The organism is Mycobacterium sp. RTGN6 (assembly GCF_033804605.1).
Classification (GTDB): domain Bacteria; phylum Actinomycetota; class Actinomycetes; order Mycobacteriales; family Mycobacteriaceae; genus Mycobacterium.
Genome location: NZ_JAPZKZ010000001.1, coordinates 527,863 through 543,826, shown reverse-complemented (window position 1 = coordinate 543,826; position 15,964 = coordinate 527,863). Strand labels below are relative to the sequence as shown.

Annotated in this window: 16 protein-coding genes and 1 pseudogene; 2 read left to right on the top strand and 15 right to left on the bottom strand. The window is 64.7% G+C overall.

Annotation, left to right across the window (positions count from 1 at the left end; all coding sequences use genetic code 11):
• Window positions 1-229: 229 nt before the first annotated feature.
• Window positions 230-850, bottom strand: a complete 621-nt coding sequence (locus SLQ33_RS02625) for a hypothetical protein (protein ID WP_319452209.1) — start codon at window positions 848-850, stop codon at window positions 230-232.
• Window positions 851-963: 113 nt separating this feature from the next.
• Here SLQ33_RS02625 and SLQ33_RS02620 point away from each other — a divergent pair, with 113 nt between their 5' ends.
• Both SLQ33_RS02620 and SLQ33_RS02615 read left to right on the top strand, forming a co-directional pair.
• Window positions 964-1,305 (top strand): dinucleotide-binding-like protein, encoded by a 342-nt coding sequence (locus SLQ33_RS02620; RefSeq protein ID WP_319452208.1) that lies wholly within the window; start codon window positions 964-966, stop codon window positions 1,303-1,305.
• A gap of 194 nt (window positions 1,306-1,499) precedes the next feature.
• A pseudogene (locus SLQ33_RS02615) lies at window positions 1,500-1,786 on the top strand (transcriptional regulator); the annotation flags it as partial.
• Window positions 1,787-1,808: 22 nt separating this feature from the next.
• Here SLQ33_RS02615 and SLQ33_RS02610 read toward each other — a convergent pair.
• From SLQ33_RS02610 to SLQ33_RS02545, 14 genes are all read right to left on the bottom strand, one after another.
• Window positions 1,809-2,618, bottom strand: coding sequence for an LLM class F420-dependent oxidoreductase (locus tag SLQ33_RS02610; RefSeq protein WP_319452207.1), 810 nt, complete (start codon window positions 2,616-2,618; stop codon window positions 1,809-1,811).
• Window positions 2,619-2,711: 93 nt separating this feature from the next.
• A complete protein-coding gene (locus tag SLQ33_RS02605; RefSeq protein ID WP_319452548.1) occupies window positions 2,712-4,397 on the bottom strand; it encodes a GMC family oxidoreductase in 1,686 nt (561 codons plus the stop codon).
• 563 nt (window positions 4,398-4,960) lie between these two features.
• A complete protein-coding gene (locus tag SLQ33_RS02600; protein WP_319452206.1) occupies window positions 4,961-5,296 on the bottom strand; it encodes a metallopeptidase family protein in 336 nt (111 codons plus the stop codon).
• 270 nt (window positions 5,297-5,566) lie between these two features.
• Window positions 5,567-5,911 (bottom strand): hypothetical protein, encoded by a 345-nt coding sequence (locus SLQ33_RS02595; protein WP_319452205.1) that lies wholly within the window; start codon window positions 5,909-5,911, stop codon window positions 5,567-5,569.
• 244 nt (window positions 5,912-6,155) lie between these two features.
• Entirely contained in the window at window positions 6,156-7,010 is an 855-nt protein-coding gene (locus tag SLQ33_RS02590; protein ID WP_319452204.1) for an HpcH/HpaI aldolase/citrate lyase family protein, read from the bottom strand.
• Between the two features lie 311 nt (window positions 7,011-7,321).
• Window positions 7,322-7,672, bottom strand: a complete 351-nt coding sequence (locus SLQ33_RS02585) for a type II toxin-antitoxin system PemK/MazF family toxin (RefSeq protein WP_319452547.1) — start codon at window positions 7,670-7,672, stop codon at window positions 7,322-7,324.
• On the bottom strand, window positions 7,656-7,886 hold the full coding sequence (locus SLQ33_RS02580; RefSeq protein ID WP_319452203.1) for a ribbon-helix-helix domain-containing protein: 231 nt from the start codon (window positions 7,884-7,886) through the stop codon (window positions 7,656-7,658). The genes SLQ33_RS02585 and SLQ33_RS02580 overlap by 17 nt, the downstream gene beginning before the upstream one ends.
• Window positions 7,887-8,010: 124 nt before the next feature.
• Window positions 8,011-10,203, bottom strand: a complete 2,193-nt coding sequence (locus tag SLQ33_RS02575; RefSeq protein ID WP_319452202.1) for a thiamine pyrophosphate-dependent enzyme — start codon at window positions 10,201-10,203, stop codon at window positions 8,011-8,013.
• Between the two features lie 39 nt (window positions 10,204-10,242).
• Window positions 10,243-11,106: a PhzF family phenazine biosynthesis protein gene (locus SLQ33_RS02570; RefSeq protein WP_319452201.1), complete on the bottom strand. Its 864-nt coding sequence runs from the start codon at window positions 11,104-11,106 to the stop codon at window positions 10,243-10,245.
• A gap of 11 nt (window positions 11,107-11,117) precedes the next feature.
• Complete coding sequence (locus SLQ33_RS02565) at window positions 11,118-11,450, bottom strand: helix-turn-helix transcriptional regulator (protein WP_319452200.1); 333 nt, start codon at window positions 11,448-11,450, stop codon at window positions 11,118-11,120.
• A 32-nt stretch (window positions 11,451-11,482) separates the two neighbouring features.
• The gene (locus SLQ33_RS02560; RefSeq protein ID WP_319452199.1) at window positions 11,483-12,379 is read right to left on the bottom strand and encodes an NAD(P)-dependent oxidoreductase; all 897 of its coding nucleotides are present in this window, start codon (window positions 12,377-12,379) and stop codon (window positions 11,483-11,485) included.
• Window positions 12,376-13,839 carry a four-carbon acid sugar kinase family protein gene (locus tag SLQ33_RS02555; RefSeq protein ID WP_319452198.1) on the bottom strand — a complete coding sequence of 488 codons (1,464 nt, stop codon included), beginning with the start codon at window positions 13,837-13,839 and terminating at the stop codon, window positions 12,376-12,378. The genes SLQ33_RS02560 and SLQ33_RS02555 overlap by 4 nt, the downstream gene beginning before the upstream one ends.
• A complete protein-coding gene (locus tag SLQ33_RS02550; protein ID WP_319452197.1) occupies window positions 13,836-14,606 on the bottom strand; it encodes an SDR family NAD(P)-dependent oxidoreductase in 771 nt (256 codons plus the stop codon). Before SLQ33_RS02550 ends, SLQ33_RS02555 begins: the two co-directional genes overlap by 4 nt.
• A complete protein-coding gene (locus SLQ33_RS02545) occupies window positions 14,603-15,964 on the bottom strand; it encodes an MFS transporter (protein ID WP_319452196.1) in 1,362 nt (453 codons plus the stop codon). Before SLQ33_RS02545 ends, SLQ33_RS02550 begins: the two co-directional genes overlap by 4 nt.

The window sequence follows — 15,964 nt, the reverse complement described above, 5'->3', positions numbered from 1 at the left end:
GCGGTCGGGGGGCAGGACACACACGGGCAGGTGATACTTCTGATGCAACATTCGGTGGGCTTAGTGGTAAGCCGCAATATTCGATTCCGCCGTACACCTCGGCGTGGAGCTTAGTTCGGGGGATGGCGGGTAGGGGACATGTTCTACCGGCCGGTATGACTGCGGCTGAGTCGGCTGGTCTGCGAGCCTGGGCGTCTCATCTCGACATCCCGGAGCGATGAGGCCAAATTTACAGCCGTTGGATCGATATGCGTGCGTTGATGTGCCACACCGAGTCGTTTTCGTTGACCTGCAAGTAGAGACCTTTCACGTCCTCGCCAACCTGGTGCTCGACAACCAACCTGGCTTCGTCCTCAACTTTCAAGAACGTGTCCATGAAGCTGGGCAGAGCGTTGGCGTCGCTGCCCGTGCCGACCGACAGTGCCTTGGCGTTGCTGGCATTGATCACGTCAGAGGTGGGCACGACATCCGCAGGAAGCGCATCCTTGACATACCGGAGGCGCGCATAGCCCGCCGGCGGCGTCAAAGTAGTCGGGATGATGGTCGGATTCGCCGGGTCCGCATAGTTGACCAGCGACATGGACGTGATGCGGTAGAGACCTGGCTTGAGCGTGACGACGCCCGTCTGGTCGTCGAGGCTGATGTTCTTGCCTTCCTCGACTTCCCGCTTGTTGAAAACGCGCGTGTCCCAGCCGGCAACCATCGGCTTGTTCGACAACGAGTACTCCGCGTAGACCGCATAGTCGTGTGTGGGCGAGTCTTGGGTTCGACTGCACGCTGCGACGGCGGCGACGCTGGCGATCAGCGCGACCACCGAAACGACCGACACGATTGAGCGAGACCGGATCATCGATGAATACTCCTCTAACCGGTGCACATCTCGGGGCAACGTGAAACGGAGCCTGACCCGGTTTGGCGGACAGTTCTTGTGTGGCAGTTGAGTATTGCGTGCTGACTGGCAGGATGGCTAGTCGCAGTCTGGATGGGGCGAAATGCTCACAGGAGATCGCCAAAGCTGCCCCCGCCGGCGCGCATGTCGTCAAGGCGTTCAACACCCTGTTCGCCGGTGTTCTGGCGGCCGGCTCAGCCGAGGGTCGCCCACTGGACGTGTTCATCGCCGGCGATGACGAGCAGGCAAAGGCGGATGTGTCGGCGTTCATCGAGAGCCTTGGACTGCGCCCACTTGACGCCGGGGAGCTGGCCATGGCACGCGCACTGGAGAACGTCGGCCTCCTCGAGATCAGCCTCGTCACCCACTCCGTCAAGCACACCAACTTCGCCCTCGGCGTCAACATTCTCAGCTGAGCGCACCAACCCTCAGAAGGACTGTCACATGCGCGTTTTCGTCACTGGCGGGACCGGCCACTCCGGTTCGTACATCATCCCCGAGCTCAGGCCATCGGACGCAGACAGATCCTTAACCTTCTGCGCGGCCAGCACCTCAGCGAGTCGGACGCACCTGGCGGGTTATTCGTTAACGCGCTCGCCGCCTCCGTCATCTCATCGCCTTGGTTAGTGAATTATCAACGTGCAGTGAGCTATTCCGGCAGCAGTGGGCATCTCAGGACGTGCGGCTGAAGGGATCGGGGAGGAAGCGCGTGAACCATCCGGTGGTGGGCCGGCTCGACTTGAATTTCGAGTCCATGGATCTGCCACCGAACCTGGCCTGCAGTTAAATGTCTACACCGCACCTGCGGGAGGTCCGACCACTGACAGTCTGGCCCTGTTGGCGTCGTGGGCCCGCCAGGAGACGTTGGCGACCGAGCTTCATGCCCCCAGCGGATAACTACCCTTCAGCTTGAGTGTGGTCATCCGTTGTCCCGCCATGCGACCACCTGCTTGAGAGACGTGAGGTCGTAACCATTGTCGGCGGTGAGTTCGGTCTGGAACAACGTGACTCCGGCGTCGCGGAAGGCATCGGCGCTGTCGGCGTTCTCCCACAGCGTCGAGCGTTCGATGTCGGCGCCGTTGCGGCCGAACGTCGCTGCCAACTCATCGACGCGGTCGCTGGACCTGCGGAACGCGTCGAGGTCCTGGAATGCATGCCAGACGTCGGCGTGCCGGGCAATGGCGGGCAGCGAGCGCTTGGGCCCCGTGCCGCCGATGAGAATCGGGAGCTTGCGCACGGGAGGCGGAATCAGTGCGGCGAGCCGGTTTTCGATGCGGATCAAGCTCTCGTCGAACAGATCGAAGCGGGACCCGAAGGTGCCGAAGTCGTAACCGTAAGTGGTGTAGTCCTTTTCGTACCATCCCGCGCCCAGGCCCAGAATGAGGCGGCCGCCGCTGATGTGGTCGACGGTGCGCGCCATGTCGGCGAGCAGGTCCGCGTTGCGGTAGCCGACGCCGGTGACGAGGAGCCCGATCTCGGCGTGCGAGGTGATCTCGCCCCACGACGCGAGCGCGGTCCAACCCTCGAAGTTGGCGACGTCAGGCTGTTCGTCGAACAGGACGGGCTTGCCGTCGACGATGCCCGCCATCGCCGGGCGGTGGAAGTGGTCGTAGCCGAAGATGACGTCGACGCCGAGGTCGTCGGCGCCCAGCACGGCTTCGCGCCATGTGGCGTAGTCGGGTGTGCCGCCGGGCTGGATCTGCACGGCAACGCGGACGGGACGGGTCATGGATGCTCCTGAGTCGGGGAGGGGGCGACTCTTCAGCCAAGTTCTCCGGGCGCGGACTTTATTCCGGATCGGAACGTCTCGGTTTTGAGCGACTCATCCCAGGATTGCCCGCGCTGCGCGCTCTGCGACCAGCATGACCGGCGCGTTGGTGTTCCCCGAAGTGATGGTGGGCATCGCCGAAGCATCGACCACTCGAAGGCCGGCGACGCGGTACACACGACAGTCAGTGTCGAGCACTGTGGCGGGCGACCGCGGCAGGCCGCGTGTGTCAAAGGCTCCCATTGCGCAGGTGCCCACCGGATGAAAGATCGTTGTGCCGAGTTCACCGGCCGCCGTCTGCAGGTCCTCGTCGCTCACCAGTTGCGGTCCGGGGAGCAATTCTTCTGGGTGATAACGGGCCAGCGACGGCGCCGCCATGATATGTCGGGTCATCCGGAGGCCGCGCACGGCGGCTTCACGATCGGCGTCAGTGGACAGGTAGTTGCACACGATCTTCGGGTAGATCAGGGGATCAGCGCTGGCTATCCGCACATGGCCACGCGAGGTGGGTCGCAGATTGCACACCGAGGGCGTGATCGCTCCGAAACGGTGCAGAGGCTCGCCGAACTTGGCCAACGACAAGGGCTGCACATGCCACTCCAGATCGGGACTGGCCAGCGCGGGGTCGCTCTTGGCGAACGCTCCCAGCGTGGAGGGCGGCATGGTCATGGGGCCTGATCGCAGCAACAGGTACTGAAGTCCCATGCCTGCACGGGTGATCCAATTCCGGTACAGGCTGTTGACGGTCCGCGCGCCCCGCACCCGGTAGACCGTTCGCAGCTGCAGGTGGTCCTGGAGATTTTCACCCACTCCTGGCAGATCGACGGCCACCGGCACCTGGTGCTGGCTGAGCAGCCCGGCCGGGCCCAGACCCGAGGCCTGCATGAGATGCGGCGACCCAATCGCCCCCGCGCTCAGGATCACCTCCCGGCGGGCTTGGACGTCGACGATCTGGCCGTCTTTGAGCAGCCGCACGCCGGTGGCGCGGTGCTGAGCTGTGGTCCAGGCACCGCGACGCTGATCGTCGTAGACCTCGTCGTTCATCAGCAGCTGCACGGCCTGGGCGTGGGTGTAGACGGTGAGATTTGATCGCCGGGCGACCGGATGCAGGAAGGCATCGGCCATCGACCAGCGACGGCCACGCCGTTGGTTGACATGGAAGTACGCACTGCCGGCGTTGTCTCCCCGGTTGAACTCGTCGATCGGGGAGATCCCTACCTGGGCAGCGGCGGCCTGCCAGGCATCCAGGATCTTCCAGCGCACCCGCGGCCGCTCGACAGCGATCTCGCCACCGACGCCGTGCCACTCGTCGGCTCCGCCGAAGTAGTCTTCCAACTGCTTGTAGATCGACAGAGTCTCGCCGGAACTGTCCGGGCCACCCCATAGCCATCGCTCGTCACCGGTGGCCTCGGCCCATAGGTCGTAATCGCTGGCTTGTCCGCGCATATGGATCATGGCGTTGATCGACGAGCTGCCGCCGATGACGCGGCCCCGCGCGTAGTGAATGCTGCGGCCCGCCAGACCTGGGTCAGGCTCGGTGGTAAAGCACCAGTCGGTGCGGGGGTTGGCAATGGTGTACAGGTAGCCCACCGGGACCTTGATCCAGAACCAGTTGTCTTTGCCGCCGGCCTCAACCAAGAGCACACGGTGATCCGGGTTGGCGCTGAGCCGGTTGGCGAGCAGGCAGCCCGCACTGCCTGCTCCGACAATGATGAAGTCGAAATCGGCGGCGGGGCTCATTTCCGGCATCGGGGGAGACTAAAGCTTGGTGGCATGTAGTTGTCGCGGAATTGGACGCGTGATCGACATGCTCACACGATGAACGCGGCGACGCCTACTTGACATAATGTGGCTTATCGGCATTTTGCTGACCAGGGAGAGCGCAGGGCTAGTCCAAATTGCCGGTGTCCCGTAAGCTTTCGACCTTCGCCTAGTGCGGAGTCACCGGGAGCATCGATGCCCAACCATCACCCCCTCACGTTCATGGCGCGGATGCGCGATGTGCAAGCCACATAAGCGTCGCGGCGTCGGCCGGTCCGCCAAGGATCCCGTCGCCGTTAAGCGCCGCATCGGATACGCCCGCCGTTACGGCCGGCACACCGTCGAACGCGGCTGATCCCTCCCGACCGTTGCTACCGCGAACTCTGCCCATTTCGTCACTGTGACGTATTGACCGCGCCTGGCTGGACGGCGCCCACGCGGCCCAAGGCGGTGGATTGCCTTCCCAGGCAACGATTTCCGCCGCAAGAAGTCATTCACTCGACCTGTTCGGCAACGGCAAGATTCGGGGCGTCAGCACCCCGTCAGTAGCGATCGAGCTCGATCAACCGTTCGTCGCTGATCCCGAAGTGATGCGCGATCTCATGGAGCACGACATGCCTGATCTCGCGGCGCAGGCGATCAGGGTCGCCGGCAGCGAGTCGCGTGATCGGCCCGGCGAAGATGCTGATCTTGTCGGGAAGCACCCCGCTGTACGTGCTGCTCCTTCGCGGCAGCGGTACGCCGCGGTACAGGCCGAGCAACGGCTGACCGTCGGGAGGCTCGTCCTCGACGATGATTTCGACGTTGCTCATCGCCGCACGGAGATCGGCCGGCAAGGAGCTCAGCGCGCCGTCAATCGCCTCATCGAACGCATCCATCTCCTGAATGGTGCCAGAATCGGTGCTGGGACAGAGACGACTTCTTCCTGGGGGCCGCTCCCCCAACGCACGAACTCGCACCTCGCGAACACGCACACAGTCGGCGGCCGACCACCCACCCCACCCCGCATGCCACCAGCAATACGTCACAGTGACGAATTGTCCTCTGGCGCAAGGCTATTGAAGCGCCGCGTCAGGTTGACACTCAACCAAGCTTCGGGTGTTTCAGCGGGTTTGGGTGGCTCCGAACGGCTTGTAGTCGAGCCGCCCCTACCAGCAGAAGTCGCACCTATTGGGCTCAAGCGCAGGCGGATTATCTCCGTCCCAAACGCCGCTCGGCAGGCTGCCTTGGTACGGAACGTTGCCCTGTTCATGTGCGACCCAGTACCAGGTGTGGCAGATGTTCATGTCCCAGTTGTAATAAACCCCGGGCCCCGCCTGGCCACCGGATCGCGGGGCCGGTTGTGGGTACTGCATGGGATCGCCTGGGCACCAATAGAATGGGCCGGAGTCGGCCTGGGCGGTACCTGCGCCCATCCCCAATGGGGCCAGCCCGAGGCCGCCCGACAGCAGGGCCATGCCAGCCATCTTCTTCATGTCGCGAGTGGTGATCATGGTTGTCCCTCCATTTGCACGGGCCGGTCGCGTAAAGGTTGCGGCCAACGACTTGGCGGATCCTTGGGGTCGCAGTTCAACCTGGATAGATTCCGCATTTCATGATGATGAACCGTGCGCGAGCCGCTGACACCAAGACCACACAGTCTGGTAAGGCTGCGGTAGGCGTTCTGGCCCTTTAGAGCCCACCTGCCGCTATCGACGCAGTTCAAAGCCTCAATGAACCCGATTTACAACCGTAGTACTAGCTGATGAGGCCGAGTTTCTCGGCGAGGTCAAGCACGGCTTCGGACCGGGCACGGGTCGGACCAACACTGCCGTCATAGGGTCCCGCGGGCGCATCCAGGCGGGCGAGCGTGCAACGCGCCTCATCGATCTCCAGCGGCGATGGGCTGAGCAGACTGTTGATCGTCTCAGCGTGTGCGAGATCCAGGCACAGCCGGCCAGTCATCCCGGCAGCTTTGGCCACCGCGGTCTCACGTGCCAGGTCGAACGCCTGGTCACGCAGAGTAGGTCCGTCGATGGGCGCAGGGAGTCCTGCAGCTCGACTGGCGATCACTAGCCTCGCACGCGGATAGGCCAACACCATCGGATCGGCACACATCCCGGTATCGCGGCGAAAGTCGCCGACCCCGAATGCAATTCGAGCACAACCCGGTGCCTTTGCGAGATCAGCAGCCGATTCGACGCCAACTGCCGACTCGACCAGCGCCACTACCGGCGTGCCGGCAGGCAACCGCACGGTGGTTGCGGCGACGTCGTCGACCGATTCGGTCTTGGCCAGCATTACGCCGGCGAGTCCAGGCGCGCCGGCGAGTGCGTCCAAATCAGCCGTCCAGGCAGGCGTACCCGCACTGTTGATCCGCACCCATCCCTGGCCACCGGCGCACAGCCACTCGGCCACCGACTGGCGGCCTGCGGGTTTCTGAGCATCAGGCAGCCCATCCTCGATGTCGAGCACGACCGCATCGGCGCTGCCGGCGACCGCAGCTTCGAACACGTCGCGGCCATCCGGAACCCCGGGCTGCAACAGCCACGTCCGGGCTAGCGACCAGTGCGGCCTGCGGATGCGCTCCGCAACCTGCGGTGAAACCGTCACGCCGACCACCTCTCGCTCGGGCGATGTCGCATCTATCGTCATCCCCGGCAACGCGACGCGCCAGATTGCGTTCATTGTGTTCACGACATCACCGTCGGCACAGCACCGAATGTCTGACAAGTGGACCGGCAGCCCTCCCCTGTCGTGACACCGAATTGGCGGAATCGGATACGGCCCTGGCTTCCTGAGTCGCTCGCGACCTGCACGCACCATTACCGGTTGACTCGTCCGAGTTCGCTTGTACTATAGGCGAATTCAACTACCATGATGGCGTCGGTGATGGTCGAGTTGTTTGATTGGGGTTGAGACTGTCACAACTCTAGATGGAGCCGCAGCGCCCGATCGAGCTCTGCGAGCTCTGCGGGAGGGACTCGCCCGATCCGACGCCGGAGCCGCTCAGTTGCAACTGATCTGATCTGCTCGGCCTGCGCCTTGGAATCGACGGCGAGACCAGTCGTCGCGGCCGACAAGAACACCTGAAACGGATAGACGTTGGCGACGTTGCTCGTCACAGGCACGACAGTGATGACACCACGCCCAAGCCGGGTTGCCGTCGCATTGGCCCGATCGTTGCTGACGACGACCGCGGGACGCTGCTTGTTCGCTTCACTACCCTGCGCGGGGTCCAAATCGACGTGCCATATCTCACCGCGCAGCATCACCGAGCCCATCGCCCGCAGTGGTCTCCCACGCATCCCCTTCGCCGGCGGAGGACCATTCCGACCAAGCGTCGCCATACGCCTCTTCCAGCGCGGGATAACGCAGCATGCGGATCGCGCGCTGAACGCCTGAGGACCGTGACGGCAGTCCCGCTCGTTCGACGTAGGTATCCAACACCTCGATGTCTTCGTCGGAGAGACTCACACTTAGCTTCACACTCGAATGCTACCTCGGTAGCAACTCGGTAGGAACGTCTCCAAGTACGCGATTCCGGACCCGGCGCCAGCCGTTCGTGTGAATCGCCGCGATCGGCTCGCGGACTGTCATGTGGACCCGCGGGCTAGCGGGTGGCGTGCGCGAGCTTGATGGCTGCGGCTTCGATGGTGTCCTCGGAAAGGAGTACCTCGAGGGCCGCGTCGCCGAGCGGGATGAAGGAGTCTTCGCTGGCAACGCGGGACGCTACGCCAACGAAGCCTTCGTCAACGAGTGTGGCTAGTACTCCTTCGGCTACTCCGCCTGTCCTGCGGGTTTCGTCGACGACGAGCACGCGGCCGGTGGCGGTGGCCTCGCGAAGCATGTCTTCCATCGGCAGCGGAGCGAGCCAACGCAGGTCGACGACTCGGGTCGTGATGTCCAACCGTTCGAGTTTTCGGGCCACGCGCAGGCTCATCCGCAGCCCGTTACCGAAGGTGAGGATGGTGAGGTCCTCGCCGGCGCCGTAGGTGCGTGCTCGCCCGATCACGACGGGGCGTCGTGAGTACGGGGCCAACCACTGCTCGTCACCATCGACGTACAAATCCTTGGTGTGGTACAGCGCAATTGGTTCGAGGTAGAGGCATATCGATCCGGTCGCCCGCGCCGCCGCGGCGCACGCGTGCAACATGGCGGCAGCGTCGTCGGGACGCGACGGTGAGGCGATGATCACGCCGGGGATGTCCCGGATGGCGGCGATCGAATTGTCGTTGTGGAAGTGCCCGCCGAAACCCTTCTGATAGCCGTAGCCGGCGATGCGCACCACCATCGGGTTGCGGTACTGCCGGTTTGAGAAGAATTGCAGTGTTGCACCTTCGCCGCGGATCTGGTCGGCGGCGTTGTGGAGGTAGGCAAGATACTGGATCTCCGGAATCGGCAGCATTCCGGCCACCCCGGCGCCAAGGGCGAGTCCGAGGATGGATTGTTCATCGAGCAAGGTGTCGAATACCCGGGCAGGGTTGGTCTTCTTCATCAGGCCTCGAGTCACGCCGTAGACCCCACCCTTGCGGGCGACGTCTTCCCCGAAGATCAGCGCTTCGGGGTACTGCTCCAGCAAGTCGAGCAATGCCCGGTTGATAGCCAGCGCGACGGTCAGCGGCTCCTCACTTGCTGCCGTGGTCTCCCCGGCATTCGAGGTATGCGGCTCGCTAGCGGCGACCGCATCGTCGAGGCTGTCGTGCAGCGGCGCCATCACCGCAGCGGCGTTGTCGAGTTGTCGAAGCTCGCTGACGTCATTGGCGATATCGAGGACTTCGGACCGTTTGGCTTCGTAGAGGTCGCGAACCTCGGTGGCAGTGAGGATGCCATGCTCGATCAACAGTTTCGCGGTGCACAGCACCGGATCCCGGTCAAAGTCAGCAGTGATCTGCGCTGGGGTGCGGTAGCCGGGTTCGTAGTCGGAGCCGGCGTGGCCCATCAGCCGAACGGTGCGCAGGTGCAGGAAGGCCGGACGGCGATGCGTGCGAACCCAGGCGGCGGCCTCGGTCGTCACGGCGTGGGTGTTGGGCAGGTCCCAGCCGTCGGCGGCGAAGTACTCGAGTCCGCTGCGCGATGCGAAATTCGCGGCGATCCACCCACTCGGGGTGGGCACGCTGACACCGATCCCGTTGTCTTCGCACACGAGCAACAGCGGCATCGGCACCCCCTGGTAGGCGGTATGGATGGCGGTGTTGATCGCTCCGACCGCGGTCGAGTGGTTCGCAGACGCGTCCCCAAAGCTGCAGACGACGAGCGCATCTGCCGGCCACGGCGTCGCGATGCCGAGTTTTGCCGCGCGACCGATCGAGAACGCAATCCCCACCGCGCGCGGTAGGTGGGAGGAGATGGTCGAGGTCTGCGGGATGATGTTGAGGTCGTGGCGGCCGAAGACCTTGTGCCGTCCCCCGGAGATCGGTTCGGTGGTGGCGGCGACGATCCCGAGCAGTACGTCGCGCAGCGCGTCGCTCCCGGCCACCTGCCTGGCCCGCGCGAGAAAGAATGCGCCGGAACGATAGTGCAGCAGAGCGGGATCCGTCAGTTGCAGTGCGGCGGCGACCCCGGCGTTGCCCTCGTGACCTGAGGATCCGATGGTATAGAAGCCTTGCCCGCGGGACCGCAGCCACCGGGCGGCGATGTCGAGGTGACGGCTGCCCAATTGCGCATCGAAGAGGTCCAGGCAGTCCTGCCCCGTCAGGTTGGAGCCCTCGCTGAGCAGGGAGTCACGACTCGTCGGAAGAATGCGGGTGCTGTCATTCATTGCCGAGACGGCGGCGATGAAGTGTTCGTCGATCTGCTCAGCCATGGGCCCAGGCTCCTAGCATTTGCCTACGCTTACAGCCAATCACGGAAGCGCCTCGATCACGCCGTGCCCGACGAAGGAGACATCGCCGCCCACCTTTACCGTTTCAACGCTGTTCGCGCTGCCCTCTGGGAGCACGCGCAAGTTGCTTGGGCGGCCAGCGAATTGGCCCTGGTGCAGGATGAAGGTCTCGCCGCCGCGTACCAGTCCGTGGCGTAGGCGGTAGGCGCCGATGGTGCCTGCGGCGCTACCCGTGGCCACATCCTCGATGATTCCGTCGTTGTTCCAGTGCCGCACTTCGACGGCCGATTCGTCGAGCAAGACCGCAAACTGGGCGTTGGCGCCCCGGAGCATTTCCGTGATGTCGCTCGAAATTCGAGCCCGCGCCAATGCGCCCGGTCGAACCGGCACGATCAGATAGCGAAGCCCGGTGCTCACCACTTCCATCGGTAGGTCCCGATCGAGATCGCCCGGCGCAAGGTTAAAGGCAGTGGCGACCTGACCACAGTCATCAACCGAACCCAAGAACTCCGGGGCACCCTGATCTAATAGGCCCGAGTAGCCTCCAGCCGTGACCTCCGTCGTGATTTCGACTGTCTTGCTGGGTAGTTGGAACCGCCAGCCTTGTGCGCCGCCGGCTCCCGAGCGTTTGTGAAGGACCGCCGCCGCCCCAATGATCGGGTGTCCGGCGAAGGGTAATTCGTCAAGCAGATCGAAAATCCTGGCACGGACAGTGCCGGGCTGACCTGTCGGCTGGAGAAAGATGGCTTCGAAATGGCGCAACTCCTGAGTGATGCGCAGCATCTGTTCCGCACTCAGCTCACGAGCGTCGGGAAACACTGGCAGGCTGTTGCCGCCGAACGGCGATTGGCTGAAGACGTCGACGTGACTGTAAGCGAGATTCACCAGATGCTCCGTCACAGCTCAGACTTGAGACGCTCGGTGAACCGCTGTATCGCCGGCTCGTCGCGACGGTAGAAGGTCCAGCCCTTCTTGCGCGTCGCGATCAACAATTCAGCCTCGGACAGCAGGGTCAGGTGACGCGACGCCGTTGCGGCCGCGATCCCCAACTTGTCTCGAATGAAATCAGCGCACACGCCATCGCGAACGAGATCACCCTCGATCTGCGGCGGGAAGTTCGCAGCCGGATCCTTTAGCAAGGACAGGATCTCGAGCCGTACCGGGCTGGAAACGGCCTTGATTGTCTTGAGCGGCGAAACGGAGTGAGCTACCGATTCGCTATTTCGCATAAATGCAAACTAGGTGTTGTCCGACCAGGCTGTCAATCGCCGCCGCTCGATGCGCTGGCAGTGCCCCGCAGGATCTGGATGACGGAGGAATCGTCGGCGCGTCCGAGGCCGGCGCGGCGTCCGGCGAGGTAGAGCTGTTCAGACGCGGAGGCTAACGGGCTTGGGTAGGCCTTGGCGCGGGCCGCCTGAGTCACAAGGCCCATGTCCTTGACGAAAATGTCGATGGTGGAACGGATTTCGTTGTTCGGGTTGTCGATCATCCGGGCGCCGCGGTCGTCGAGCATGAACGATGCGGCGGCGCCGTGTCGGAGCACTTCCCAGGTCTCACCGGCGTCAAGGCCGAGCGCCTCGGCGTAGGCAAGGGCTTCCGCGGCAACGGCGATGTGCACACCGCACAGCAGCTGGTTGACCAGTTTTACCTTTTGCCCGTCACCAGGATGGCCGCCGACAACGGGGGCGTTGCGGGCCATCACGTCCAGCAATGGTTGCACTCTGGCCAGCGCAGTCTCCGAGCCGCTGACCATGATCAGCAGATCACCCTGCCCGGCCCTGGCGGCACCACCGGAAACGGGGGCGTCGACGATGTGCGCGCCGCTCACGGCAAGGCGCCGCGCCCAGTCTTCGACTGCAGCCGGCCCGACGGTGGCCATCAGCAGCACAACGCTGCCCGGTTTGAGTGCCGCGGCGGCCTTGCCGTCGCCGTAGAGCACTGATTCGGCTTGGTCGGCGGTGGCGACCATGAGTACCAGCACGTCCGCATTCGCCGCGACGTCGGCGATGGTGTCGGCTGGTTTTACGCCGTCGGCGCCGAGTGCGGCGACCTTCTCGCGGTCGATGTCGAAAGCGGTCACGGTGTGCCCGGCCTGCGCGACGCAGGACGCCATCGGGGCGCCCATCGCTCCCAGACCGATCCATCCGACGTTGGTCATACCTGTTGTCTTCCTTTGGAGTTGGTGCCCGCGAAGAGGTCGACGACGTCGGCCAGGGTGTTGTCGTCACCGACGTTGCCGGCGAAGACGACGTAGGGGGTTCCAACCGCTTCGGGGGCTGCTTCGATGGGGCGAAACACCGACACCATGCCGGGCAGGAGCTGGCCGACGACCTCGGCGCGCCGGATGCCCAACCCTCGGACGGCGACGTCGTGGGAGGTGATGCCGCCTTTGGCGACCACCCAGGCGGGGCGAGCCGCAAGAGCGGCCTTGACCACGTCGACGACGGCGGTGGACACGGTGCGGGAAATGGCCAGACTGTCGTCGGCGTCGCCGCCCCGCAGCAGGGTGCGGCTGGTGAAGAGCAGCACATCGGAGGTGGCCAGTGCCTCGGCGACCTGCTCGCCGATCTCGGCGACGTGAGCGTTGCGCCGCTCGGGGTCGAGCAGGGTGGTTACGTGCAGTTCGTTCTCGGTCAGGCCGCCACGTTGCTGTGCCGCCGCGACTTGACGGCTCGTCAGGCCGACGTGCGAGCCGACGACGACGAGACCGTGGCCGCCGGGGCGACCGCTCGGCCAGATCTGCGCCGCTGTCAGCGGTCCTTGCGGCTCGAGCCCGGCGAGCGCGCGCACGAACGACGGACCGCACCGGTACCCGAACCACCGACCGCGCCGCTGCGCCTCGAGCAGAGCGAGCACGACGATCTCCAGGTCGGCGTAGTCGGTGGCGTTCACCACGACCCACGCGCCGCCGGTGACCGCCGCAAGGAGATCGGCGACGCGCTCGGGTCCACCCTCGCGGATGTCGGTCAAGCTGATCGAATGAACCTGGTCGGCGGCGATCATGCCGCTGCTCTTCTCGGCGACGAACTCGCGCAGGTTCGACGAGGTGTAGCCGAACGTAGCGTCCTTGGCGAACTCACTCCCCCCGACCGGGACGGGTTGACCCGACACGACGGCCCAGTGGATGTCGCCAGCCGTGAATCGGCCGGCCTCGAAGTAGGCGGGCGCCAGCAGCACGCCGTCGAATCCGGTGCCGGTGACCCGGCGCCGCGCCGCGTCGATGGCCTGCATCTCGGCGAAGACGTGGCCGCGGAGGGTGGAATCGCTGCGGCTGACGACCTCGACGGGTGCGCCCAAGGTCTGACCCAAAGTGAACAGGCTGGAGCCGACACTGGTGCTTAGTTCGACGGCGGTGTCCTGGGGCAGGCTGCGGGTGTTGGTCAACACGAAGCAGGTGGAACCGGGTTCGGCCAAACCGGCCGCGTATTCAGCGTCCTCGAACACCGTGACCACCGAGACGTCGTGCACCGTCTGAGATCCGGTGGGGTCGTCGTCGAGCACGGCGATCCGGCGCCCGGCTGCCGTGTTGGCGGCCCTGATCCGATCCCGCGCCCCGGGTTCGTGGCGCACCGGCGGGGCGGCGGCAAGGACTTCCTCGGCCTGGATAGAGACGATCACGAGATCTGCAGTCCGCCATTGATGTCGTAGGTCGCCGCGGTGATGTAGCCGGCGTCCTCGCTCATCAGGAAGGTCATCAGGGCGGCAACCTCTTGGACGGTGCCAACCCGGCCAAGGGGAATGTCGGCGCTCATCTGAGCCTTGCGCTCGTCGGTCAGCGTGCCACCCATGATGTCGGTGTCGACCGGCCCGGGGGCCACCGAATTCACCGTGATGTTGTGCGGGCCCAGCTCGCGGGCCAACGCCCGCGAGAACCCCACCACCGCCGCCTTGGACGCGCTGTAGGGCACTTTCGAATACGTCCCGCCCCCACGCTGCGCGGAAATCGACGAGACACTGACGATCCGGCCGACGCCCGCCGCGATCATGGCGGGCAACACACGCTGGGTGACCAGGAACGTGCCACGCATGTTGACGTTGAACACCCGGTCCCATTCGGCCGGTGTGACGTCGAGGAACTCGGTCGGTGAGCTGACCCCGGCGACGTTGGCCAGCCCGATGATCGGCGGCAGGGTCGACTCGACCTGCGCGATGGCCGCTTCCACCGACGTCTCGTCGGAGATGTCGGCGCCCACCCCCAGCGCGGACACCGAGTACTTGTCTGCCACCTCGGCGGCTGCCAGCTTGGCGGCGACCCCGTCGATGTCGAGGATCGCCACCGACCATCCGTCGTGAGCCAGCCGGTCGGCGGTGGCGCGGCCGATACCGCGGGGGGACGCGCCGCCGGTGATGACGGCCGTGCGCTCGATCGGCAACGGAGCACTCATGACAGGACTTCCTTGACGTGCGCGTCCTCGTCCGCGCCGGTCGGCACCTTCCCGGCGTCGATCGTCCGGCCGTACAGGTAGGTGGCGACGGCGGTGATCGCCAACACCGCCGCCAGCATCAGCAACCCGTACTTTGAATCTCCGGTCAGGTCGACCAATGCACCGACCGCGTACGGCGAGGCGAATCCGCCCAGGTTGCCCAGCGAGTTGATCAGCGCGATGCCGGACGCTGCGGCGGCCCCCGCCAGTGCGGCGGACGGCAGCTCCCAGAACGGTGAGATCGCTCCGAAGATGCCCATCGCCGCGACGCAGATCGCGGCCAACGCCAGGACCGGACTGGTCTGGATGAGGAACCCGGAGCCGACCAGACCGACGGCGGCCAGCAACATGGCCCCCGAGGTATGACCGACGCGTTCCCCGGTGCGGTCCGAGTGCCGACTCCACAAGTAGACGAAGACCGCGGCACACACGTACGGAATGGGGACGATGAATCCGACCTGCGTTGTCGAGAGCTCACCCATGGCCTTGACGATGGACGGCAGCCACAGGCTCAGCCCGTAGATGCCCATCACCAGACCGAAGTAGAGGGCCGCGAAGATCAGCGCGCGTGGATCCTTCAGACCGGCCATGAAGCTGTGCTTGTGTCCGGTCCCCTTGGCCGCGTCTTCGGAGTCCATCTTGTTCTGCAGCCAGGTGCGTTCCTCGACGGTCAGCCACATCGCGTCCTTGGGGTGATCCGTCATTGCCTTCAGCGCTACGGCGGCCATCAGCATCGCGGGAACGCCCTCGACGATGTACATCCACTGCCACCCGGCCAGACCGAGGATGCCGTCCATCTTGAGCAGCAGGCCCGAGATCGGTGCGCCGATCGCGTTGGCGATCGGCTGGGCAAGGATGAAGATCCCGAGCACCGCGACCCGTTGGCGGGCGGGGAACCAGAACGTCAAGTACAGGATGATCGCGGGGAAGAACCCGGCCTCCGCGGCGCCCAACAGGAATCGGATGATGTAAAAGGTGAGCTCGTTGCTCACTGCCGCCATGGCAGTGGCGAAGAACCCCCACGTGATCAGGATTCGGGCGATCCACTTGCGGGCACCGAACCGCAGCATGCCGGCGTTGCTTGGGATCTCGAAGATGGCATACCCGATGAAGAAGATCCCAGCGCCCAGCCCGAAAGCGGTTGCGCTGAGGCCGATGTCCTCGCTCATCGTCAGCTTCGCGAAGCCGACGTTGTTCCGATCGAGGAACGCGATGAAGTACAGAAAGACGATCAGCGGCAACACCCGCCGCTTGACCTTGCGGATCGTGCGATCGCCCAATTCACCCAGTGATTCGACGGATGTTCGGGATGCGGCCAT